The 23,787-nt window shown below is 58.5% G+C and carries 17 protein-coding genes; 6 read left to right on the top strand and 11 right to left on the bottom strand.

Features of this window, described 5'->3' with window-relative positions:
* Positions 1–26: 26 nt before the first annotated feature.
* A complete protein-coding gene (locus PYTT_RS09300; protein WP_083077100.1) occupies positions 27–1,481 on the top strand; it encodes a glycoside hydrolase family 10-like protein in 1,455 nt (484 codons plus the stop codon).
* Between the two features lie 148 nt (positions 1,482–1,629).
* Positions 1,630–3,297: an alpha-glucan family phosphorylase gene (gene glgP, locus PYTT_RS09295; protein WP_067777847.1), complete on the top strand. Its 1,668-nt coding sequence runs from the start codon at positions 1,630–1,632 to the stop codon at positions 3,295–3,297.
* A 117-nt stretch (positions 3,298–3,414) separates the two neighbouring features.
* Here the strand turns inward: glgP and PYTT_RS09290 are convergent, their stop codons facing one another.
* From PYTT_RS09290 to PYTT_RS09275, 4 genes are all read right to left on the bottom strand, one after another.
* The gene (locus tag PYTT_RS09290; protein ID WP_067777846.1) at positions 3,415–4,269 is read right to left on the bottom strand and encodes a hypothetical protein; all 855 of its coding nucleotides are present in this window, start codon (positions 4,267–4,269) and stop codon (positions 3,415–3,417) included.
* 24 nt (positions 4,270–4,293) lie between these two features.
* A complete protein-coding gene (locus PYTT_RS09285; protein ID WP_172801801.1) occupies positions 4,294–5,595 on the bottom strand; it encodes a hypothetical protein in 1,302 nt (433 codons plus the stop codon).
* 71 nt (positions 5,596–5,666) lie between these two features.
* Positions 5,667–6,833: a tetratricopeptide repeat protein gene (locus PYTT_RS09280; RefSeq protein ID WP_067777844.1), complete on the bottom strand. Its 1,167-nt coding sequence runs from the start codon at positions 6,831–6,833 to the stop codon at positions 5,667–5,669.
* Between the two features lie 64 nt (positions 6,834–6,897).
* The gene (locus tag PYTT_RS09275) at positions 6,898–7,725 is read right to left on the bottom strand and encodes a hypothetical protein (protein ID WP_141675919.1); all 828 of its coding nucleotides are present in this window, start codon (positions 7,723–7,725) and stop codon (positions 6,898–6,900) included.
* A gap of 111 nt (positions 7,726–7,836) precedes the next feature.
* Here PYTT_RS09275 and ruvA point away from each other — a divergent pair, with 111 nt between their 5' ends.
* Complete coding sequence (gene ruvA, locus PYTT_RS09270) at positions 7,837–8,430, top strand: Holliday junction branch migration protein RuvA (protein WP_067777842.1); 594 nt, start codon at positions 7,837–7,839, stop codon at positions 8,428–8,430.
* A 6-nt stretch (positions 8,431–8,436) separates the two neighbouring features.
* Here ruvA and PYTT_RS09265 read toward each other — a convergent pair whose 3' ends face one another.
* The 5 genes from PYTT_RS09265 to PYTT_RS09245 form a co-directional block, all read right to left on the bottom strand.
* Complete coding sequence (locus tag PYTT_RS09265; RefSeq protein ID WP_141675918.1) at positions 8,437–9,774, bottom strand: hypothetical protein; 1,338 nt, start codon at positions 9,772–9,774, stop codon at positions 8,437–8,439.
* Complete coding sequence (locus PYTT_RS09260) at positions 9,747–10,700, bottom strand: phosphotransferase (RefSeq protein ID WP_067777840.1); 954 nt, start codon at positions 10,698–10,700, stop codon at positions 9,747–9,749. Before PYTT_RS09260 ends, PYTT_RS09265 begins: the two co-directional genes overlap by 28 nt.
* Before the next feature lie 33 nt (positions 10,701–10,733).
* Complete coding sequence (locus PYTT_RS09255) at positions 10,734–11,975, bottom strand: hypothetical protein (RefSeq protein ID WP_067777839.1); 1,242 nt, start codon at positions 11,973–11,975, stop codon at positions 10,734–10,736.
* 17 nt (positions 11,976–11,992) lie between these two features.
* Positions 11,993–14,209 (bottom strand): discoidin domain-containing protein, encoded by a 2,217-nt coding sequence (locus PYTT_RS09250; protein WP_067777838.1) that lies wholly within the window; start codon positions 14,207–14,209, stop codon positions 11,993–11,995.
* A gap of 142 nt (positions 14,210–14,351) precedes the next feature.
* On the bottom strand, positions 14,352–15,290 hold the full coding sequence (locus PYTT_RS09245) for a squalene/phytoene synthase family protein (RefSeq protein WP_067777837.1): 939 nt from the start codon (positions 15,288–15,290) through the stop codon (positions 14,352–14,354).
* A gap of 152 nt (positions 15,291–15,442) precedes the next feature.
* Here PYTT_RS09245 and PYTT_RS09240 point away from each other — a divergent pair, with 152 nt between their 5' ends.
* The 3 genes from PYTT_RS09240 to PYTT_RS09230 all read left to right on the top strand — a co-directional run bounded on the left by PYTT_RS09240 (position 15,443) and on the right by PYTT_RS09230 (position 19,457).
* Complete coding sequence (locus PYTT_RS09240) at positions 15,443–16,516, top strand: pyridoxal-phosphate-dependent aminotransferase family protein (RefSeq protein WP_067777836.1); 1,074 nt, start codon at positions 15,443–15,445, stop codon at positions 16,514–16,516.
* 106 nt (positions 16,517–16,622) lie between these two features.
* Positions 16,623–17,870 (top strand): DUF1015 domain-containing protein, encoded by a 1,248-nt coding sequence (locus PYTT_RS09235; RefSeq protein ID WP_067777835.1) that lies wholly within the window; start codon positions 16,623–16,625, stop codon positions 17,868–17,870.
* Between the two features lie 15 nt (positions 17,871–17,885).
* On the top strand, positions 17,886–19,457 hold the full coding sequence (locus PYTT_RS09230) for a 3-phosphoglycerate dehydrogenase family protein (RefSeq protein WP_067777834.1): 1,572 nt from the start codon (positions 17,886–17,888) through the stop codon (positions 19,455–19,457).
* Positions 19,458–19,539: 82 nt separating this feature from the next.
* Here the strand turns inward: PYTT_RS09230 and PYTT_RS09225 are convergent, their stop codons facing one another.
* Positions 19,540–20,085 (bottom strand): hypothetical protein, encoded by a 546-nt coding sequence (locus tag PYTT_RS09225; RefSeq protein ID WP_071133424.1) that lies wholly within the window; start codon positions 20,083–20,085, stop codon positions 19,540–19,542.
* Positions 20,086–20,903: 818 nt separating this feature from the next.
* Positions 20,904–23,585: a hypothetical protein gene (locus PYTT_RS09220; protein ID WP_067777832.1), complete on the bottom strand. Its 2,682-nt coding sequence runs from the start codon at positions 23,583–23,585 to the stop codon at positions 20,904–20,906.
* Positions 23,586–23,787 lie beyond the last annotated feature (202 nt).

Raw genomic sequence — 23,787 nt, 5'->3', positions numbered from 1 at the left:
CCCGTCTATTACGATACGACCCGCTCATGACCACGCTGCGCCGCCTCCTGCACACCATCACCCGCACCCTCTCCACCGCTGCCGCGCTGGGAACGGCCCTCGCCCAGGCATGGCAGCCTTCCGACGAAAACGTGCCGGAACCCTCCCGCGAATTCCGCGCCGCATGGGTAGCCACCGTCTACAACCTCGACTGGCCCTCCAAGGCCGGCATGTCCGCAGCCTCGCAACAGGCAGAACTCATCGGCATCCTCAACACCGCCGCCCGCCTGCGCCTCAACGCCATCATCCTGCAAGTCCGCCCGAACAGCGACGCCATCTACAAATCCTCTCTGGAACCGTGGAGCCAGTGGCTCAGCGGCCCCGGCGCCAACCCCGGCTACGACCCCCTCGCCTTCGCCGTCGCCGAAGCCCACAAACGCGGCCTCGAACTCCACGCATGGTTCAACCCCTTCCGCGCCAAGGCCAACATCTCCCACTCCGTCGGCCGGGGGCACATCTCCCTGCAAAGGCCCGACCTGATGAAAAAGGCAGGCAGCACCCTCGTCATCAACCCCTCCAGCTCCGCCGGGCAGGACCACGTCCTCAAAGTCATCATGGACGTCGTCAAACGCTACGACATCGACGGAGTCCACCTCGACGACTACTTCTACCCCTACCCGCCGCACAACAACATCGCAGACGGCAAAACTCCCTCCCAGCGCCGCGCCGCCATCGACAGCTTCGTCTCCCAGCTCTACAGCGACATCAAGGATGAAAAACCCTGGGTACGTGTCGGCATCAGCCCCTTCGGCATCTGGCAGCCCGGCTATCCCGGCGGCATCACCGCCGGAGTCAACGCCTACGAACACCTCGCCTGCGACGCCCGCAAATGGCTCGCCAAAGGCTGGGTGGACTACCTCGCCCCGCAACTCTACTGGCGCTGCGACCAGGCGGAACACAGCTTCCCCGCCCTCATGCAGTGGTGGAGCTCCATCAACCCCTCTCGCCCCGTCTGGCCGGGCATCGCCTCCGCACGCATCAAAAGCCCCGAAGACAAAACGCGCACGGCCTCCGAAATCGGCAAACAGATCGACTACGCCCGCTCCCTTGCCCGCTCCTCTGCCGGGGAACTCTTCTGGAGCTGGAACTCCATCGGCAGCGACCGCGGCGGCATCACCAAAGTACTCGCCCAGCGCTACACCTCTGCCGCCGTCCCCCCCTCCATGCCGTGGAGCGGCCGCGACATACCGGGCAAACCCTCCCTCGCGGCGGGCGACCAGGGGAACTACGTCGCCATGAAATGGTCTGCAGCCGACCGCAAGGCGCGCAAATGGGTCGTACAGGCACGCTACGGCAGCCGCTGGGCCACCCTCTGCATCCTCCCCGCAGGCCAAACCTACGTCACCCTGCCGAAATCCTTCGTCGGCAAGGCGGACTCTCTCGCCGTGCGTGCCGTCTCCGCATACGGAGACACGGGCAGGGCTGCCAGCGTCACCCGCTAACTGTTTATTCACAAACGCCTTTCGGGAGAAGCGCGTCATCTTCACAAAATTCCCCTTTCCTTTCCCGTCAGATCGTGCTATCGTCACATTGATTCGTTGCCGGACTCTTGATTGCATCCGGCGGCGAATGATTAACAATAGATTCCATATGGCACAGTCTTTTCTTCCCACACTGTTCGAGCATCCATACGAGATAGATCCCAAGTACGGCAAAAGCGTTGCCTACTTCTCGATGGAATACGCCATCGACAACTCCTTCAAAATCTACTCCGGCGGCCTCGGCTACCTCTCCGGCTCGCACATGCGCAGCGCAGGAGCCCTCCGGCAGAACCTCGTCGGCATCGGCATCCTCTGGACCTACGGCTACTACAACCAGACGCGCGCCGAAGACGGCTCCATGGCCGTCCAATACCTCAAGAAAAACTACAACTTCCTTGAGGACCACAACATCAAATTCCTCATCCGCGTCTGCAACGCCCCCGTCTGGGTCAAAGCCTACTTCCTGCGCCCCGAAACATTCGGCACGGCCCCCATGTTCTTCCTCTCCACGGACATCGAGGAAAACGACGAACAAAGCCGCAACATCACACGCAGGCTCTACGACTCCAACGGCCTCACCCGCATCGCCCAATACGTCCTCCTCGGCCAGGGCGGCGCACGCCTCTTCGAAGAACTCGGCGTCGAACCGGACATCTACCACCTCAACGAAGCCCACGGCCTCGCCGCAGCCTTCCACATGCTCGCCAAAAACGGCGGCAACGTCGATGAAGTCCGCAAACGCTTCGTCTTCACCACCCACACGCCGGAAGAAGCGGGCAACGAAAAAATGGACGTCAATTTGATGGAATCCTTCTCCTTCTTCGACGGCCTCTCCATGGAACAGGTCCGCAAATCCATCGACCTGCACGACAACACCTTCAACTTCACCCTCGCCGCCCTGCGCCTCTCGCACATCGCCAACGGCGTATCCAAACTCCACGGCGAAGTTGCCCGCCAAATGTGGTCGAGCTATTCCGGCATCTGCCCCATCACCTCCATCACCAACGCGCAGAACCGCGCCTACTGGCAGGATGCCGAACTAGCCGAAGCCTTCAAAGCCAACGACAAAACCGCATTCGACCGCCGCAAACGCTCCCTGAAGAAAGACCTCTTCCGCATGGTCGGCGAACAAACGGGCCACGTCTTCGACCAGGACACCCTCACCATCGTCTGGGCGCGCCGCTTCGCCGCCTACAAGCGCCCCGACCTCATCACGGGCAACCCGACGTGCTTCGAGCGCATGCTCCAACGCACCAACCGCCCCGTACAGATGATCTGGGCCGGCAAACCCTACCCCTCGGACTACCAGGCCGTCGAAATCTTCAACCGCCTGAACAGCCTCACGGGCCGCTATGCCCGCTGCGCCGTACTCACGGGCTACGAACTCGGCCTCAGCCGCCTCCTCAAAAACGGCTCCGACATGTGGCTCAACAACCCCGTCGTCACGCGCGAAGCCTCCGGCACCTCCGGCATGTCCGCCGCCATGAACGGCTCCGTCTCCATCTCGACGAACGACGGATGGATCCGCGAATTCGAAAAAGACGGCGAAAACTGCTTCATCATCCCCGAAGCCAAGCCCGGCCTCTCCGCAGAAGCGCGCGACCGCTCCGACCGCGACAACTTCTACACCATCCTTGAAGAAAAAGTACTTCCCCTGTACTACGACAACAAGGAAGGCTGGTACGACGTCGTCTTCAACTCCATGCGCGACATCAGCCCGGAATTCGACTCCGACCGCATGGCGGACGAATACTACACCAAACTCTACAACGCCTGAGGCGAAGCACCCCTTCACCCGGCAGCAAAAACGCATCCCCGAACCATATCGGGGATGCGTTTTTCATGAAATCAACCCGGCGGACAACGCCCTGAAGCCGCATTTCAGACAGTCCGGTCAATACGGACGCTCATTCGCATTCCTGCCCTCTTCCGCCTCCTTCTCGGGCACATACGGCACGGCGCCCGCCACCTGAATGCCGGAACCCGTAGCCACCAGCCCGATCGGCACGCCGCCGGCCCGCTTCATCAACTGCGAACTCACGCGCGTACCGGCGGGAGAAAACACCGCATAGGTAAAATACGACGTATTCGACTGGAACAGCACATGCACATTCTTGCCTCCATCCATCATACAGCGGGGAGCGGCAAAATTCAGGAACTGCCCCAGCGGCACGGACGCCACTACCAGCCGAGTATCCTCGTTCACCACCTGGCCAAACAGAAACGCCTTGCCGCCCACGTGCATACAGCACACAGAAAGACGCAGGGATTTCCCCTTCACATGCACCTGCTGGCTCCACAATGCGCTGCCTCCGATCAAATCGAACCGCGCAGGCATCGAGGAAAACGTCGTCTTCCCATCCTGCATGCACACGGTCGCCGTACATGAATAGGAACCCTCACCCACAAAATTGTAGAACGACTTCAGCGACAGCGTATGCGCCAAGCTCTGCCCCGGCTTCAGCGTCATCGGCGGAAACTTCGCGCGGGCGATCGGCGAAATCGTCCGGTTACCGGCGCCGCGCTGCGTCACACGCAGGAAAAGCCACGGCATCTCGCCGATATCCCGCAGGGCGATCGTCTCGTCGGAATTATTGTGAAGCGTCAGCTTCAGCGTAACCGGCTCGCCCACCATGAAATCACGGCGGGTCTCCTTCAATTCGACGACAATCTGCCCGAACGCCTGGGAACAAAGCAGCAAAACAAGGCCGAACACGGCCAACAGCGGATAATACTTTCGATGGTACATGATTCTGGTATGGTTGGAGTTGATTTATTTCGGGAAAATGATACGGAAACCCAGATCCTTCTTGCGCATGCCGGATTCGGGAAGATACTGCAACACGCCGTGCCCGGCATCAATCGCATGGCTCAGGTCGAAATCCATCGTCCGGGAAGGATCCAGCTCCTTGAACCCCGTCCACACGCGCACAGGAAGCTGTGCCTCGGCGCGCTGCGAAATCTCGCCCCACATCTTCTTATCGGGCAGCAGCCCGCCTGTAAACCGTCCATAAGCCAGCGCATCCCAGTAATCCACATTCACCACCGGGGAATCGAGCGTCAGCGGCATCCCCGCCCACGTACCCTTCGTACGGGCGGCCTTGTACATCGCCGCCCAATCGTCCGGCTCATACTTCTTTCCGGCTGGAATACCTTCCTCCATCTTGCGGCGCATCATCGGAGTCATCCTCTCGATGGACGAAAGAAAAATCGCATAATCGCCGATGCTCACCGCGCGCAAAGGCACCCGGTAGGCAGCCTCCCCATCCCACACGACGAAACTCTCCTCCTTCCCGGAGAAAACGGCAGCAGCAGCATCGGATGAAGCCCCCCCCCGGCACATGAACGGCAGCACCAGCAGCAAGGCCGCCAGCACACCGCCACCGGCCAGCACCTTCCACCTGTGCCGTGGATTGGCCCACAGAAACCTCCAGTCGAACCGGGTCGCAATCGAAGCGTCGGCAGGGCCCGATGCCTGCGAACCGAGCTGCGCCTCAATCGTATCCAGTGTCTCCTGAATCTCGTACAACTTCAGCATGTGCCCTTCGTATCCGTTCTTCATCCACTCGCACAACGTACGGATGCGCGTCTGCCCCGGCTGGTTCACAGGCAGCAAAGGCTCCATCGCCACAGCCAGCTCGGCCATCGTAGACTCGCTCGTCTGCAAATCGCGCACGCCGCATTTCACGGGATTGGCGAAACGGAACACATCACCTTCTCCAAGCGTAAAGTGCTCCAAAGTCAAAGGAATCGTCTCCACTCCGTGAACATCGAAATAATCGCACGAATCAGCAACCACGCGAATCAGCTTAATGCACTGCGCCACGGACAGCGTCCTGCCCGCCGCACACATCTCCGGCAACCGGATACCGGAAACGAACTCCCGGGTATAATACCAGTAACCGTCCGTATTCAAAGCTTCATACACGGCCCCCATCGCATGGTACTGGATAGAGGCCTTCGCGCGGACAAGTGACACGAAATCCGTCAACCCCTCACCCGACGAAAACTCGGGGCGCAGCACCGTCACCACCACATCACGCTCCATCGTCGTCTGCACGGCGTGAAACGACACGGTCCTCTCGTCTTCGGAAAGAACGGAAGTCAATGTATAAGCACCAAGTTGAACGGGGAGAGAGGAAAACATCATTCAGTCGCTTGTTCGTCAATATAATCGGATACCGGAACGGCCTCTTCGGTCGGCATATCGAAAACTCCATCGCCCACCTCGGAAGCATTGGGGCTGGCGCTCTTGAGCCTCTGCTCCACCAGCACCAGAGTGCGAGGACTGCCTTCACAATCGAGCAACTCCCCCTTATAATACAAGCGGGCGGCATATCCGTAATACGTCAATTCACCGTAAGCGGCCAGTTCCTCATCGGTAAGCACGGGTAAATGGTAAACCACCTCCAGCATCTCCTCTCCTTCCGTCCAATTGGCCGATTCACTCATGAAACGGATACTCGCATTCGCAATGGTGGCCAAGGCAATATCCCGCCCATTCACCAGATAGAAAAACTGCACCTTGATATCCACATCCTTCGGATTATTAATCTCCTCACCCGGCGCCAGCAGAACAGGCAAATGAAGAACCACCGTCTCCCCGTCCTCAGCATCCGACTTCCGGGTAACCTGGCAGGGGCCGAACGCCATCTTGCCGCGCATGGAAGCCGGTGTTTCAAAACCGTTCTTCAGGCGAAAAGCCGCCTTATCGAAAAATTGCCCTGCCTTCTCACGGAGAAGAAACACCTCCATGTAATACTCACGCGCCTTATCCACATTCTTAAGCGTCTCATAGGCCATGCCGAAGAAATACAGCACAGCCGGATGCTTGGGATTGATCGCGGAAGCCGCCTCAAGCTTCAGAATACACTCGCGCATATCGCCTGCGATATGCGCCACACGGGCCTCCTTCACCAAACGCACCAACTCCCGGACGGATTCCGAAGAAGCATCCGCCTGCTCCCCTCCGGGCGCACCTGTATCCTCTTCTTCGGCAGCGCCATGGGTCACGGGAGTCGCAGACCCATCCTCGCCGGGCTTCTTTGCTGCAGCATCCCCGAGAATCTCTTCAAGACTCCTTGGTTTCAATTGCGCCCCGCCTGTCACGGAAAGGCCCGCCTCCGGCTGCACGGGCCTGCTTTCCGCCACCGGAGAAGCAATGCGCACGGGCGGGCGCACCACATCCTTTACCAGCACGGCAGATACTGCCCCTGCCCGGTCCTTCGAACTTTCCGCCTCCCGGATATGGCCGACAAGACCGACCGCAAGAATCACGAATTCAAAAGCAGCAGCCACAACAAGCGCCATCATGGCGAAACGCCATGAAACCGCTCGACGCACCACCTCTTTGAATATGCCCGACATCATTCCAGAACTACGAATCCTTCTTCTCGGCCGGCTCCGCTTCCTCGTACACCAGCACATCCCCACCATAAAGGGCCAGCACCGCCTGCATGAAACGCTCGGCAGGCTCTCCCTGCTCCTTATCGAAACCGCCGTAGGTCATCCCGTCCACACGCACGCGCTCCGTCCTGCCGTCCTTCTCCACCGTAAACCTCGCCAGCCCCTTCAACTTCCATTGGCGCAAATCCACCAGCCTGATATCCGCCACGCTGAACTTCCTTCCGGCGGCACACACCTCATTGCCGGACAGAGACATCCGGCGGCCCATCGTACGAAGCAGCAGGCCGAGGCACAACAGGCCGAACACCATACACACGCCGCCTGCAATCCACTGCTCGCGGATGGAAGCAGCATCGTGCGGCTTCTCTCCCGGCTTCGACGGCAGACGGTGTTCCCCGGAATAGACATTCCACGCAGCAGACCAGCCGCCGGAAACCATCACATCATAATTCGCCAGCACGGCAGGCCACGCGGGAGCTGCAGCCGCACCCTCCGGCAACAGGCAGGCATTGCCCTTCTCATCCGGCACCGAAACGCGGCCATCCGACTCCACACCCTTCCAAAGCACCGCTCCCCGCACATGCGAGGCCCAGCCACCGGGAGACGAACGGTACCCCTCAAAATCATCTCCGGCCTTCTTGAACCCCTGATACGTAAAAAACACCTCGTTCTGCCTCGGATACCCGATCGCGGCATCATAGAAAAAATACCCGCCGAACCCGAAAAACATCACTCCCATCAAAACGGCACGCACAAGGAACCATTTCGTCATCCGGCATTCGATATTTACATCGCTCACAACGGGATTCTAGCAGATAATTCATCGAATCCAACTCTAAAATGAAACGCAAAACACAAACTGTCATGCCCTCCGCTTGCCTTTCCGCGGGAACGGTGGAAGAATCGCTCCATGATCGCATTCCTCCGCGGAAAAGTCGTCGAAGCTCTCCCCCAGCGCATCATTCTGGACGTGCACGGCGTCGGCTATGAAGTCCAGGTACCCCTATCCACATTCGACAAACTCAATCCCCTGCCCGGACAGGAACTCACCCTCCGCACCCACCTGCACATCCGCGAAAACGCGCAAACCCTGTACGGATTCGCCACCGAATCCGAAAAAGACATCTTCCTCCTCCTCATCGACCGCGTCTCCGGCATCGGACCCGCCATCGCCATGAGCGTCCTCGGGGGCTTGAACGTGGACTCCTTCAAAGCCGCCGTCGTCAACGGCGACGCCCGCGCCATCGCCAGCGCCAAAGGCGTAGGCAAAAAAACGGCGGAACGCATCATCCTCGAACTCAAGGACAAAGTCGGACTCGCCGCTACCTGGGAAGCACAGGCTCAGGGCACCACCTCACAGGCAGCCGGAGACGCGGAACTCGCGCTCATCGCCCTCGGATTCAAACAGGTCGATGCCCGCAAGGCCATCGCCACCCTCCTTAAGGAAGAACCGCAGGCCACCACGGACCACCTCATCCGCTCCGCTCTCCGCAACCTCAACTGATAAAGCCTACCTCCAAACCGGATTCCGTGCCTCCCGAGGCCGCAGGCAACGCCCCATCACGGAAGCGAACGCCACACCGGCAGCCAGACCGAAAAACGGCAGCCAAACCATCTGCCACAGCAGCACAAGCGCCAGCACCGGCACGGACACCCAAACCACCCTCTCGCACCATACCTGCACCGAACGGCGGCAACGCGGCAGCACCAGAATCAACACACCCTGCAACAGCAGCACCCACCCCCAGTAGGCCAGGGGATTCCACTCGCGCAGCTCCACGCCCAAAAACTTCCCCTCCACCCTCTCGCGAACGATTGGACGCTCGGTCGTCAATGCCGACAGCGTATCCGCCAGCAGCGCGGCATGGCCCCGCGTCTCCAGCGTCCGCTCCTCCACCACCACGACTCCGGCGCCTTGTGCGCCGCTCCCGTCCATCACCTTCAACACATCATTCAAAGAAACATGCCTGCTATCCGTCTTCTTCGGAAGCGGAATACGGCCGCAATCATCCAGCGGCCACTCCGCACCGCCGATACGCAGGCACTTGCCCACCTCGGCATGCACATCCGCCGGAACCGCACCGCTGCGAGCCAGAACCAGCCGCAGAGGAAGAGTCGGATACACGCGCCCATTCCACCGCACCAGCAGCGGCATCGACCGCTCCCGGCCGGACTCCGTAAAAAACCTCTCGTCATTGGCCACCCAGTCCACCCCCCACGGCACAGGAAACAGAAAATCGGCACGGCACAGCATCGTTGGCAGCAACCTGTTCATCGCAGGCAACCGGCTGCAATCCCCCTTCACCTGAGCACCATCCAAAGCGGAAGACTCCAGCCCCACCGGCGCCGGAACGGCTCCGGCAGCCAACTCCCCGCGCAAACCGAACCCGGCAAAGGCAAACGCCTCCACCTCCGACCTCAACGTCGCCCGCTCCAGATCACCGGGCATACCCACCCAATCGAAAGGAGACGACACCGCCGCATACCCGGCTCCGCCCTGCCGCAGGTGGCGCAGCAGCAGCGCCCAGCGCAGCGCCTCCGAAGCAGGAAAAACATCCTCCAGCTCACGGGATTCAAACGTCAGCACATCGACGCGCCCCGGCACCTCGCACACCACTGCACACTCCATCTCCTCCTCCGCTGCCGGCCTGCCGTAATGTTGGAAATGCACGGGCAAATCCGCACGATCCGCCCACACGCAACAGCTCCCCAAAAACCTATAGCAACCGTACAGCCACGAATCGCCATACCCTCCGACCAGCATCGCCACGCCGAGAGATACATTCAAGGCACCCAGCGCAATCAGCCACCGGAGCCAGTTCACAGAACCTTTTCGCTTCGCAGACATGAGAAAACGCGTTGAACCCACGGAGACACCCCCTCCATCGCACACACCTGCCGCAATGCCTCCAGCGCCGGAGGAATCTGCTCCAGATACCACGCCCGGCCCTGATTATGCCCGATATTCGCAAAAGCCCCCATCGCCTGCATAATACGCTGGAGCGCACAGCCTGCCAACCTGTCGCGGTCGAGCGGCGAACCGGAAACATCCTCCCAGTCGCGCAACAGAACCGCACGCCGAGCCGCAGCCAGCCCCATATAGGGATCGTACACCAGCGAGGCGACATCATACTCCGGCAGGCCCAGCCTCATCCCCTGAAAATCGATCAGCCACGCACAACCGTCGCGGAACAGAATATTCTGAGACTGGCAATCCCGATGCACGGGACAGCGCGGATACTCCGCCAGATGCACGGCCATATCCCTCATCGCCGGAAGCAGGCAAAACGCCGCCGCATCCCTCCCCAAATGCCGCCCCAGATAAAACTCGGCGAAATACCCCTGCTCCCAAAGGTACAGCCCTTCATCGAACGCAGGCTGCAGCTCCCACGAAGCAGGAGCACCGGAAGCATGCAACGCCAGCACCTCGCGGAATGCGGCGCGGTAGCGGCTCCTCACCACTTCCCAATCGGCCTCTTTGGCGGACAACAGGGAATCGTCCCCCAGATCATCCACCAGGCACACCCCGACTCCGACTCCCAAACACTTCTCCGCCAGCACGCGCGGCACACGCACCCCGGAGGCCAGCAAATGCCGCGCCGCCGGGAGAAAGGAATTATTGTCCGCGCGGTCGGCCGTCCAGAAAATCCCCAGATACGGCCTCGCACCGTCATGCCAGCGCATCACGGCACGCCCGGAAGCCCCGCTGGCAATCGTCCGGATATCGTCCGGAGAAACGACGGCTCCCGTCGTCTCCCGGAGCAACCCGGCCATAGCCTCCTTCGGCGAGCAGGAACAAACCACCGCTTATTTGGCTTTAATCTCCAAACGGCCGAACCCGTCCATCCAGTGGCCGGAGCCCCTGCCTTCCATCTCAAGCCGCAGCCCCGCCGGCACCTTGCCCTCGGGCACAGTCAACTCGAACTCATTCTGATTCTTGTCGCGTTGCGAAGCATCGAGCATGGCGACCGTCTTACCCTTCGACGTCAAGCGGGGATTGCGAACCTCGTAACCGCCGCCGCTCTTCACGCATTTGACCACATAAGTACCTGGCTTCTTAATCTCCGAAGACACATCTGCCACCCACGGCGTCCATTCGCGGCGCATATCGCCATTCGCGACATCCAGATTCTTCAGCACGACCGGTTCTGTGAAATAGGCAATATAATTCTTGCAACCTTTACCCAATTCACTCTTCGGATCAATGGCCATTGCCGTCTTGAACGCCTCGATCATCTTCGGCTTCGCAGACGGCACCGCCCCGAAATCGTACTCCATACGGGCTACATAGGCCAGAGCCACATTCAGCATCTGCTTCTGCTCCTTGTCGAGCACCGGAGATGCCAGCCTGTTGCGCAGCCACTGCTCCGCCCCGGCAAAATTGCGATCCTTACCCTTCTTGCCACCGTCTTCCATCACCTTATTCACCTCCTTGTAAACATTCTGGTGGTGGAAATCATACTTGAACACATAACCGGATTCATCCTTCGGATCAGCCTTCCTGATCTTCTCGATCACATCCTTATGCGTACGCGCAGCCTGATAAGGCAGACCGTCGAGCGCCTTGCCGTACACCGCCGCCGCTTCCTTGCCGCTCTTCCCCTTGGCTTCCTCGTCCGCCTTCACCAGCTTATCGTAAGCGGCGAGCATCTTCGGCAGCACAGCAGCCACCTTGGAAGCCTCCTTCACGCGCTCGCGGTCGATCACGCAAATCAGCTTCTGGTTATCCGGAGTCACCACCAGAGCCATCGGAACATTCCATGACTCGAACGGCGGCTTCACCTCCTTCTTCCGGGCTTCGTCCGACAAACCGTCGCGCTCGTCGTACAACGCCCAGATCACGGGCTGGGAACTCTTCGAGGCAACCTTGTCCCACATCGCCTTCACCTCGGCGGACCCGCGATCCCAGCCGGTACCGGCCCACAACACGACAATCGGCTTATTCTCGGCCTTGGCCTTCTCGACGGCCGTATTGTACGGCAGCAACCCGGCCAGCGGCACACTGGCGGAAACCAGAGAAAACGCGGCAGCAAATACAAATGGATTCATGATGATTCGATCTCTTTTTAGCGTTTGTAAATCAGGAAATGGGAAATATGGGCGAACTCGCCGTTCCCCTCGTTGGCGAACTCGAGCCTCACCCACTTCGCCTTCGTGCCCGGCTTGGCTTCGACCACCCATTCCTTGGGCATATCGTTCGTCTCAGCCAGCGGGAACCACGTCGCGCCGTCGGACGAAGTGAAAAGCTTCGCCTTCTTCATGCGCCACTCGTTGCCGTTCGCCTTGCGCACGATCACGCCGGAAAGATTATCCGTACCTTCCTTCAGCTCGGCGATGGCAGTCGGATTCTTCTCCTTGTCCCAATGAACCTTGCCGCCCTGGGGCGTCAGAATATCCCTGTGGGCTTCCGCCGTATCATAACCGCAGGTGGAAGAAAACCGGATCATACCCGTCGGAGGCTCAAGCGTACCGGGCAGCGTCGTCGTCACCGCACCTTCCTTCACCGTATTGAACTTCTCGGCAGCCTGCGAAAGAGCCTGGAACGCAGGAATCGAACGCGCCGCTTCGGCAGCCACAATCGCCTTGCGGTATGCTTCCCGCATCTTCTTATTCTTCTCCTCGGCATCGGCTCCGCCAGTGGCGGGAGCAGAAGATGCAGCCGCCTCGGCGAATGCCGTTGCGAACACATCCGCCTTATCCTTGCCGACGAGCTCCTTCACGCCCCATTCGAGAGCCTGGCCGAAATTCGTACCGTCGCCCTCGCGCATATGATTGGCAAAAATCGAGGCCAGAAGCTTCGCCTTCGCATCATCGGATTGCAGCAAATCCATCTGCCTCTGCAGCAGGGAAGGCTTCCCTTCCGACATCTTCACGGCCCATGACGAAGGAGTCGAAGCGATACAGGAATGCACCTTATCGAACCATGCCAGCCTCTTCTCCTCGGAAAGCTTCGGCAGCATCGCCTTCTCCAGCTCCGCAAACGCATCGCAGGCGGCAAAACCGTTGCCCCGGTACTTCGGCAGCACCTCAATGGCATAATCGTACATCTGCTCGGGAGTCGCCCCATCAAGCTGCATCAGCCGATGCAACTCCGCACGGAAATGGGGATGCAGCGGCACCTGAGCCAAAGCCTTCTGCCACGAGGCGATCGCCGCCTTCCTGTCCCCGGCTGCCTCTTGGGCACGCGCAACCACCGCATGGCGGTATCCGGCATCGGCCTTGGCATCATCCGCAAACACATTCTCCATCAGCAGATAGGAAGTCGGCGCCTGATTCCCGAAAATCGAATTGTGCATCCCGCCGTCCGGACCGCCGAACCCGCCGATCCACTTGCCGCGGCCAAGACGGATCGCATAAGCGCAGTGCCCCGGCTGCCCCACCGTATAGGCAGGCACTCCGCGCGACATCGCCGCAAACGCCCCCAAATGGGAAAGCCCGCCGCACACGCCACCGTTCTTCTTCGTACGCTCGGCCTCGCTCTCATCTCCCCACGGCACATAGAAATAAGGCCCCTGAATCCCGTCGCCGAACGCACTCGGATCCGTATAGGGTCCAGCCCAGCATGCGCCGTTGTACCGATTCCACGGCATATTGAAATTCTCGGCACACCAGGCAAGCGACTGATCGTTCCAGTCCTGCTGCGGGATCGCCACAAGAAACCGGATCTCCCAAGGGCGCAAATTGTAAAAACCGGGATACAGCTTCCCGGCCTTCGCCTGCTTCTTGAAAAACTCATAGCGCCACAGCGGATTATGCTGCGTGCGAGGCATCGACTGCAAACGAGGGGAGGGCGCAGTCTCGCCGCCGCCCCACACCGAAGCCAGCCCGCAAGCCAGAGACTTGTACTTGCCGAAATCGGACGAACTGCCATCCTTATTCCAAATATCCGAAAGAATCGCCAGACCTACATCCGTCTTGAACGGCACCAGCCCCGCACCCAGATAAAGCTCCATCCACGGCTGATCCTGAAGGAAAGCCTGCAAAAACTTCGCATGCTTCGGATTCTTGTGCATCTCAGCCATCACCTCGGGACTCGTCACGCGAATCACCTCCAGCACCGTCGCCAAATGAAGAGCCTGCGCCTGATCGGGAGAAAGAGCTGCAGCATCCTTGCCGAGCTCCTGCACCAGCATACGCTGCAACCCGGCATAATCCCCAGCCTTCAGCAAAGCATCGGCTGCCGGAGGAAGAGCGACCCGCCCGCTGGACGCAGCGGACGCCTGAGAAGCTGTCGGAGCACCGCAAAGCGGCAGCGCCAAAGCCGCCATGCCCAATGGAAGCATGCCGGCAAGAACCAATTGTGAAAATCTGGACATAACCTTGAAAGTAAATATGCCCTACAGTACCCCACCTCCGGCGGCATGACAAGCATAAAGCCCGCATACCCGGCCAAAAACTCTCCCGCCACCCGGCCGCAACCGCGTTTCACCGCCCCTGCACCCAGACGGGCGGCTCCGAAACCACCCCCTCATGCCCCAGCGCAAAACAAACGGCACGCAGCATGCACCCCCTCACCTGCCATCGAGAAATCTTCACCTTCCCTTCGCCAGCAGAATGCTTCAATGCATCATGCGTCCTCTGACCGATCAAAGCAGGCAGCACCGTGGCAAACCGCAGGCGAAAACCGTGCAGCTCACGCGCATACGCCTCGCCCGCCTCCAGCCCGGCCCTCGAAAGCTGCACCCACGGCGCAGACGAACCTGCCAGATACCGCCGCCCCCGCTCGGCATCCTCCTTCCGGTCGCGAATGATATTCAGCAACTGAAGCCCCTCGCCGTACTCCCGAGCCAGCTTCAGCATCAGCTCTCTCGGCGCCGCCGAAAAACGTTCTCCCAGCACCAGAAAACCCAAATCCGTCCAGAACTCGCCCACGCATCCCGCCACCTGATACGCATACCGCCGCAGTGACTCTGCATCCTCCACCCGCTCATGCGTGCGGAAATACACGAGATCCCACGTCTGCCCCTCCAGAATCGTCGCCAGCACACGGCGCACCAGGGCCGCCTGCTCTCCCGGCAAAGCAGCGAGCAAATCCAGGCAATCGCCGAACCGCGACAGCAAAACCCTCTCACCTGCATCCTTCTGGCTCGCAGCCAAACCGTTGCGCAGCTCTTCATCAAGCATCGCGCACTCCTCGGCATCCCCCGTGGCAACAGCCACCCTCATCCGCTCCAGATAACCGAGCCTCTCCTCCACTCCGGCCTGCGCCGTATCGGCCACACTATCCGTCGCACGGGCCAACAGATAAGCCACCGCCACCGCATCCCTCATCGGAGACGGCAACGATTTGATGCTCAAATAAAAAGAACGCGAAACGGAACGAAGAACATCCTTCATCAAAGCCTTGCGTGAAAAACCATCCATTCCGGAACACTAGCCTTTTCCCCGCCGCATGGCAAGAACATTCTTTCCCATCCTCTCCCTGCCCGGCCTTTCTGCGGCACCACGGCAATTTGCGCTCGCCCATCGTCTACGCGTGTGATATATACAGGCCGACTCACTCAGTCACACATACCATGGCTACAAAATTATTTATCCCTGGACCGACCGAAGTACTCCCGGAAATCCTCGCCGCCCTCAGCGGCCCGATGATGGGACACCGCTCGAAGAAGGCCTCGGAACTGCAACGCCGCATTTCCGACAACCTCCGCCAAGTGCTCTACACGGAAAACGAAATCCTCCTCTCCACATCCTCCGGCTCCGGACTCATGGAAGGCGCCGTTCGTTCCTGTACAGCCAAGCGCGCTGCCGTCTTCTCCGTGGGCGCCTTCGGCAAAAAATGGTTCCAGATGGCACAGGCCAATGGTATCCCTTCCGACATGTTCGCCAGCGAACACGGCCAGCCCACCACCCCTGAAATGGTGGAACAGGCACTCTCCACCGGCAAATACGACGTCGTCACCGTCACCCACAACGAAACCTCCTCCGGCATCCAGAACCCCGTCGAGGAAATCGCGGAAGTCATCAAAAAATATCCGGACGTCGTCTGGTGCGTCGACGCCGTCTCCTCGGCCGCCGGCTCCAAAATCGAAACGGACAAACTCGGCATCGACGTCCTCATCACCTCCACACAGAAAGCCCTCGCCCTGCCTCCCGGCATGGCCATCTGCACCATCTCGCCGAAAGCCTACGAACGCACAGCCCAGGTACCGAACCGCGGCATGTACCTCGACCTTCGCACCCTGTACGACTTCATCCAGAAAAAGGACTACCAGTACAGCTCCACCCCCTGCCTCTCCATCATGTATGCCATGGACCTCCAGCTCCAGCGCATCCTGCAGGAAGGCCTTGAAAACCGCTTCGCGCGCCACGAAGAAATGGCCGCATTCATCCGTGCATGGGCTGCCGAATACTTCGCCGTCTTCGCCAACCCGAACCACCTCTCGAAAACGCTCACCGTCATCAGCAACACCCGCAACATCTCCGTCGCGGACCTCAACAAGGAACTGATCGAACGCGGCATGCAAATCGGCAACGGATACGGAGACCTCAAAGACAAAACCTTCCGCATCGCCCACATGGGAGAACTCACCATGGAGGACATGAAGGAAGTCACCTCGAACATCGAGGACATCCTCAAACTCAAATAACAATCACCAACAGCAAAGCCGGGCCGCAACCCGGCTTTGCCATTCCACCCTCCCGCGAAAGGCCCGACCCTTCCGCGGACACACCATTTCCCACCTTCAGCAACCAATGGCTACACTCCGCCCCTTCCCGGCGCTGCGTCCCCCGGCGGCTTACGCCGAACAAGTATCCAGCCTTCCCTACGACGTGATGAACCACGACGAAGCCAAGGCCATGGCCGCGGGCAACATCAGCTCCTTCCTCCACATCTGCCGCTCGGACATCGACACCTCCGAAGCAGCCATCCACGACCAGTCCACCTACGACAAAGCCAGGGAAAACCTCAACGACTTCCAGCAAAAAGGCTTCCTCGTCCGCGACACCGCCCCATCCTACTACATCTACCGCCAGATCATGTGGGGCCGCGTCCAGACCGGCATCGTCGGCTGCGCCTCCGTCGACGAATACCTCGACGGCACCATCAAAAAACACGAACTCACCCGCAAGGAAAAAGAGCTCGACCGCATCAACCACTTCGACACCTGCTCCGCGCAGACCGAACCCGTCTTCCTCGCCTACCGCAAACATGAAGGCATCTCCGCCATCATCCGCGAATGGATCAAATTCCACAAACCGGCGTACGACTTCACCACGGACGACGGAGTCACCCACATCCTCTGGCCCGTAGGAGACCCCGCCACCGTCGCGCAGATCCAGCAACACTTCGGCGAAGTCGAGGCGCTCTACATCGCGGACGGACACCACCGCACCGCCTCCAGCGCCGCCGTCTCCGCCAAACGACGCGCCGCCCACCCGGACTACACCGGACAGGAAGAATACAACTACCTCATGGCCGTCGTCTTCTGCGATGAAGACCTCTTCATCATGGACTACAACCGCGTCGTCAAAGACCTCAACGGCCTCACCCCGGAACAATACCTCGGCAAACTCAAGGAACACTTCGACATCACCCCCGTCGAAGCCCCCGGCGGCTACGCCCCGCAGCGCAAACACGAATACGGCATGCTCCTCGAAGGCCAGTGGTACTCCATCACCGCCAAACCCGGCAGCTACGATGAAAACCACCCCATCGAAAGCCTCGACTGCGCCATCCTGCAAAGCCTCGTCCTTGCCCCCATCCTCGGCATCGACGACCCGCGCACCAGCGAACGCATCGACTTCGTCGGCGGCATCCGCGGCCTCGGAGAACTCGAAAAACGCTGCCGCAACGGCATGCAGCTCGCCTTCTCCCTCTACCCCGTCACCATGGACGACCTCTTCCGCGTCGCCGATGCCGGGGAAATCATGCCCCCCAAATCCACGTGGTTCGAACCCAAACTCCGCAGCGGCCTCTTCGTCCACACCATCGAACAATAAAACCTTTCCACACACATGAAAAAAGTTCTCATCCCCACCAAACTCGAATCCATCGCGGCCAACACCCTCAAAGCCGCGGGCTACGAAATCATTCAGGAGGCCGACACCCCGCTTGAAGAACAAATCAAGCAACACCCGGACACCACCGCCCTCATCGTCCGCAGCGAAAAGGTCACGCCCGAAATCATGGACGCGCTCCTTAACCTCAAAGTCGTCATCCGCGCAGGAGCCGGCTACGACAACATCGACATCGTCCACGCCCGCAAAAAGAACATCGACGTCATGAACACCCCGGGCGCGAACTCCAACGCCGTCGCGGAAGAAGTCATCGCCATGATCCTGGCCTACTACCGCCACATCGTCGACGCCGACAACACCACCCGCCAGGGCCTCTGGGAAAAGAAACGCTACATGGGCTCCGAACTCACCAAAAAAACCGTCGGCATCGTCGGCCTTGGCAACATCGGCCGCCTCATCGTCAAACGCCTCCAGGGCTTCGAACCCACCCTCCTCGGCTACGACCACTTCCTCGCCCGCCAGCGCGCCATCAACATCGGCGTCACCCCTACCTCACTGGAAGAAATCTTCGAACAGGCGGACATCATCACCCTCCATGTCCCCGGCGGTCCCTCCACCAAAGGCATGGTCGGCGCAGACCTCCTCGGCCGCATGAAAAACGGCTCCGTCCTCATCAACTGCTCCCGCTATGGAGTCGTCGATGAAGAAGCGCTCGCCGCCCTCAAGGCCGAAGGCCGGAAAATCGCCTACCTCACCGACGTCCATCCGAAAGACGCCGCCGGAGACAAACCCTCCGCCGCCGTCGCCGACCTCCTCCTCCCCCACCTCGGAGCCAACACCATCGAAGCCAACGCCAAGGCCGCCCGCCGCGCAGCCGAACAAATGATCGCCTACTTCGACGAAGGCAACACCTCCTGCGTCGTCAACGGCGAATCGCCCACCGGCCTCAACCCTGCCCACCTCCACCTCACCATGATGCTCGGCACCTTCGCCCGCATCGCCGGAGAAGGCAAACCCATCCGCCGCATCGACTGCACCTTCTACGGAGACCTCCGCACCTACCGCAAATGGTTCACGCCCAAAATCCTTGAAGGCGTCCTCCCCCATGCGGAAAAAGGCCTCATGCCCGAAGCCGCCGAAGAATCCCTCCGCGAACACGGCATCGTCTTCAAGGCCCGCGAACCCATGGACGACAAACCCTACGAAGACTCCATCACCCTCGACCTCACCACCGAAGTGGATGGAGAACCCGTCACCACCAGCGTACGCGGCGTCGTCACCGAAGGCATCCCCATGATCTCCCGCATCAACACCTTCCACGGCCTCTACTCCGACATGCGCGGAAACACCCTCGTCCTCCGCTACAAAGACCGTCCGGGCGTCATAGCCCTCATCGGCTCCACACTCGCATCCGCCGGCATCAACATCGACAACATCGTCGCCCCCATCGACCATGCCTGCGGCGAAGCCATGGCCCTCATCAAAACGAACAAACCCGTCACCGACGAACAGGTCGCCGAAATCTCCAAGGGCATCGACGCCCTCTCGGCCTTCGCCGTCTCCCTGTAACGCCGCCTCACAACCAAACGCAAGGCCTCCGGGAACTCACCCCGGAGGCCTTGTCGCATACGGGTGGCAAACTTCCTTTCTCTTATTGATTAGCCTCCTTGCCGTCTTCTTGCAACCCCTTCTTCAACTGCTCGTCGAGCATGCGGGCGAGGGGGCGGACGTCGTAGGACGGGTTGTCCGCGATGAAGTAGGCTGCCGTGTTGCCCCGCATGAAGTAGACGGCTGATTTCTCGCTGCCTTCCACGAGGGCTCCTTCCCAGTTGAAGCGGGGTTTGGTGCAGAGGTCGAAGTCTCCGACCCATCCGGGGCGGACGTTCATGTTGTCGATGGCAGCCTGCATGGTGAAGTCGCCGGGTTTCTCGACGATGCGGGGCGTTCCTCGTTCATCGGCGTACATGTTCCAGGCGAAGAGGGTTTGCCGCGTGTCGACGGGGTTGAAAGCGTGGTAGATGCAGTAGCGGATGGATGTTTTCTTGTCCTTGAGTGTGGCGGTCATCAGGTAGTTGCCACCTTTGCGTGCCGTGAGCTGGAAACCTTTTTGGATGAGTTCGGCAAGGAAGGGTTCGCAGCCGATGCCCGTGTTGACGTTAGGGATGGTGTTGATGTAAGGCAACGGTTCCAGTTTCAACAGTTGCTCGATACCTGAACCATAGTTGGCGTTGTCCCAGAAGATGCGTGTGAATTGGCGCGGTTCCTGTTTGCTGAGTTCTCCCCATGTCTTAAGCGTATGGAGCGGAGTATTGCGGGATTTTTGTTTTCTGGCTTGGATAACGCATTCTTCATATAGTTTTTGTCGTCGTTCTACTTCATGTATATTTATTTTAGCAGGTATTTGCTTTTTTTGTGTTGATATCCATTGATTGATTATTTTCAACATGGCTTCTGGAACCATGTTAGATGAATCGGAATAGATTACAAAGGCATAATCGTCTTTAATATATAATGCTAAAGCTTTTCGTTCTGGATCGAAGATGTAGGTGCCTGTTTGTGGGGATTGAAACCCCACTTGTTCGCCAATCCCGATGACTTCATTCTGCGAGATGGTTAGATCAAGGGATTCAAACCAACCATATTCAAGATCTCCAATATAATTTTTAATTAATTTATCTACGACATATGCCCTTAAATATTCGTGTGATGGATGATGCCATATGTGAAAGTGAAATAGATCTTTTCCATTCTCATCCATGATGACAAAAACATGCGTGTTTTTATTTTGATCCTTGAAGCGATTGATACATAAATTATCAATCATGATCGCATCATATGGAAGAGTTGTATCTCTTGTTTGCACTGGTTGAATATTTGCCATATTTTGCGGCCATGAGATATTTTTGTAAATTACGCCATTCTCATTGTTCTCCGATGCTGCATATGAATACTTTAATCCAAAAAGAAATACACTAATAAGGAAGATTGATTTCATAATGTCTTTGAATGTTGTAATTAATTGAGATTGATAAATTTAATATCAAGAGATTTTTCATAAATGGTAAAGTTGAAATCATAAAGTTGTCCTTTTTTGAAAAGACTATTAATTCGTGTTCTAGGAGGGTCTGGTTCGCCTTCTTTCCTATTAGGCGGATATGCATCGTACTGTTTAGAATGACATACATTGTATCCATGATTTGCAGATGATGAGGCTAAAGATTTGGCGGCAATCATTTCAATAATTTGATGATATCCACATAATCTTGGAAGCACACTCAAGCACCCAGAAGATTCTGAACAAACGACATCGGCAGAGTACGCATTATTGATATCGGATAAGAGTGAGGATAATCGAAAATCACAAGATGCGAGTTCTGTCCATTCTTCATTAATGACAAATTGCATATAAATAGCATTATGGAAGCTTCCCCCTAAAGCTCGTTCATTTTGAGATGTAAATAATTGTTGGCCGTATGCCAATAGAGCTAATATATCTGAATGGTCAGCTTTACCATTTTCTGTGGGTTGATAGCAGCGTCCTTTTTGATATTGCGTATCAATAGTTCGTTCTCTGGCAACATCTCCCGTGAAACGGACGGTCAAAGCCTTTAATGCATCTTCCCAGACGAGCACGGTGTTGTTGTAGGGCGAAGGCTTTTCGGCGATGACTCCGCTTTTCGGCCATGTGGAGTCCCCGAAGATGGTATAGATTTCCGTCATGTCCGTATGGTCGGTGTATTTGCGGTGGGCTCCCTTGCGCAAGACCCAGAGGTGCTTCATGTTCCCGTAGCGGATGCACGGTGTCAAGGAGTAATCCTGCAGTACGTCCACTTCGTAGAGGAAGTAGCGGCCCGGTTTTTCGGGGGAGGCGAAGGTGATTGATTTCGCCAGCGAGCGGCAGCCGGTCTGCCTGACGGTTTGCGCGAGGTTTTCCCTGGTGTAGGCGTAGTAGGTTCCTTCATCCGAGGTGATGGGGGTCATGGGTTCCGGTTCGGCCATGAGGGTCCATTGTCCGTCGATGTCTTCCCGGACGGCGACGAGGAGGCGGTACTTGAGGCCGGAGGCTCCCGCGCGGAAGGCGACGGGGGATTGCAGGGCATTTTCTTCCAGACGTACACCCGAGGAGGGACCCTGCCATGCGTAGGAAGCTTCCTGCGTTTGCGGGTCGGTGCGGAAGGTGTAGTTGCTGCGGGCGATGCGGCTGTATTCCGCGCGGTCGACGCGCTGCTGGAGGTCCTGCTCAAGGGTGGAGTTGGACTGGTATGTTTTGGTGACGGTGATGCCATCGGAGGCGGAGGATTTATCTTTCCAGTCGCAGGCGATGGCGAGGATGACGAAGTCTCCGCCCTGCCGGGTGGCGAGGCCATCCGAGAGGATGACGGCCTTGGCGAGTGCTGTTGTGTTTCCGTTCTCTGGCGTGTCTTTCTGATGCACCTTCGCTGCGAAGGGGACAAGATGGATGACGGGAGGTTTCCCGGGATCCTTGTCCGGATCGACCTTCGCATTTTGCAACACCTCAGCATACAGGGCGGACTGGGAAAACGGCACTGTTCCGCTCTGCGGCGTCCGGGCATACTTCCCGTCCACCGGATACGTCCGCACGCAATCCGGCAGAACCGCCTTCTTGATAAAGTCCTTCTCCACTCGCTCCGCATCCTTCAGGCACAACAGGCCGTCGTATGCACCTGCCGTCTCGTTAAGCGTCTTCACGAACTCTTCCTCCCAGACGATGGCGCCGGGATCGCCCGGCTTCGTGCCTGCTGCGAATTCCCGCCAATCCGCCATCCACCAGTGGACGAACGGCGACCTCCCTCCGGCATTTGCCCGCTGCAGCCATTGACCGCTCACCCACTCGGAACGAACCGACCCTCCCGGCACCCTGCGATTCAGCATCTGCTCCCAAAGCTCAAGCTTCCCATTCGGTCCGGGAATCGTCAGATTCCGAAAATCGAGAATCGTCGTGTTGGACTGCAGGGCGTTCACCAGCGGGTAGAAATCCGCCTTTCTGCCCGGATAACTTTCTCTCACGGCAAAGATCTTGGCAAGCAGGGCATTGCTTCCCTCGACGGCATTCAGCGTGTTCTTATCCTTCAGGCACTTCAGAATAGACGCGATATTATAGTGGGGATGATCAAACAAACCGAGGGCGGACAAGGGCTTGTCCGAAAGGCCCGCATAATACCGAGAAAGCACCTGCTGCCACGGCCGCATACCTCGCGTCCAGTCGACGAAATCGATCTGCGCCTGCCATACGAAGGATCCGTCCCCTTTTTTGATGCGCCGTGTCGGATAGGTGCATGAGTAGAAGGCGGTGGAGGGCCGCCGCCAGAATTGCGGCACTTCGTTGTGGTACAAGTGGTCGAGGGTTCCCCAGACGCATTCCCACTCTCGCAAGGGCGCCTCCTGCCGTTCGACGATGTTGTAGGGGCGGACGAGGAGGACGGCTGCGCCCTGCAGGGTGGCGACGGGGTCGTCTCCCTGCACGGGGGCGTAGAAGAGCTGGGCGCCGTCTCGCGTAGCGGGGTCGGCGAGGTAGTCGGAGGGTTCGACTTCATAGAGGAGGTCGGGGGTGAGGGAAACGAAGTGCGGCGGCCATGTGTCCGGATGCGCGGGCGGAGGGCTTTGCGCCTGCAGCGGAAGGGCTGCCGCGAGGGCGGTCAGGAGTATGGTGGTGAGAGGGCGGAGAGCGGGTTTCATGGTTGTGTGCGGCGGGCGGCTTGTTGTTTATTGCATCAATACATCCTAACAGAATTAATGTAAATGTTTTTATCAATCACAAATGTGTAACAACATCAAAAAAAAGAATGACAGACAAAACGTTATATAATGAAAAACAAAATCATTGCATGTTGATTCCTTGAAGCGTCTTTCACAAAAACCACCAAAAACGAACTGCCAT

This window comes from Neoakkermansia glycaniphila (assembly GCF_900097105.1).
Lineage (GTDB): Bacteria > Verrucomicrobiota > Verrucomicrobiia > Verrucomicrobiales > Akkermansiaceae > Akkermansia > Akkermansia glycaniphila.
The sequence above is the reverse complement of the archived record's forward strand: the minus strand, read 5'-3'. Positions and strand labels throughout refer to the sequence as shown.

Bases quoted from the DNA above. Each gene is read 5' to 3' on its own strand.
- PYTT_RS09300 (WP_083077100.1), top strand. From the start codon at position 27: ATGACCACGCTGCGCCGCCTCCTGCACACCATCACCCGCACCCTCTCC.
- glgP (WP_067777847.1), top strand. From the start codon at position 1,630: ATGGCACAGTCTTTTCTTCCCACACTGTTCGAGCATCCATACGAGATA.
- PYTT_RS09290 (WP_067777846.1), bottom strand. From the start codon at position 4,269: ATGTACCATCGAAAGTATTATCCGCTGTTGGCCGTGTTCGGCCTTGTT.
- PYTT_RS09280 (WP_067777844.1), bottom strand. From the start codon at position 6,833: ATGATGGCGCTTGTTGTGGCTGCTGCTTTTGAATTCGTGATTCTTGCG.
- ruvA (WP_067777842.1), top strand. From the start codon at position 7,837: ATGATCGCATTCCTCCGCGGAAAAGTCGTCGAAGCTCTCCCCCAGCGC.
- PYTT_RS09265 (WP_141675918.1), bottom strand. From the start codon at position 9,774: ATGTCTGCGAAGCGAAAAGGTTCTGTGAACTGGCTCCGGTGGCTGATT.
- PYTT_RS09260 (WP_067777840.1), bottom strand. From the start codon at position 10,700: ATGGCCGGGTTGCTCCGGGAGACGACGGGAGCCGTCGTTTCTCCGGAC.
- PYTT_RS09255 (WP_067777839.1), bottom strand. From the start codon at position 11,975: ATGAATCCATTTGTATTTGCTGCCGCGTTTTCTCTGGTTTCCGCCAGT.
- PYTT_RS09250 (WP_067777838.1), bottom strand. From the start codon at position 14,209: ATGCTTCCATTGGGCATGGCGGCTTTGGCGCTGCCGCTTTGCGGTGCT.
- PYTT_RS09245 (WP_067777837.1), bottom strand. From the start codon at position 15,290: ATGGATGGTTTTTCACGCAAGGCTTTGATGAAGGATGTTCTTCGTTCC.
- PYTT_RS09240 (WP_067777836.1), top strand. From the start codon at position 15,443: ATGGCTACAAAATTATTTATCCCTGGACCGACCGAAGTACTCCCGGAA.
- PYTT_RS09235 (WP_067777835.1), top strand. From the start codon at position 16,623: ATGGCTACACTCCGCCCCTTCCCGGCGCTGCGTCCCCCGGCGGCTTAC.
- PYTT_RS09230 (WP_067777834.1), top strand. From the start codon at position 17,886: ATGAAAAAAGTTCTCATCCCCACCAAACTCGAATCCATCGCGGCCAAC.
- PYTT_RS09220 (WP_067777832.1), bottom strand. From the start codon at position 23,585: ATGAAACCCGCTCTCCGCCCTCTCACCACCATACTCCTGACCGCCCTC.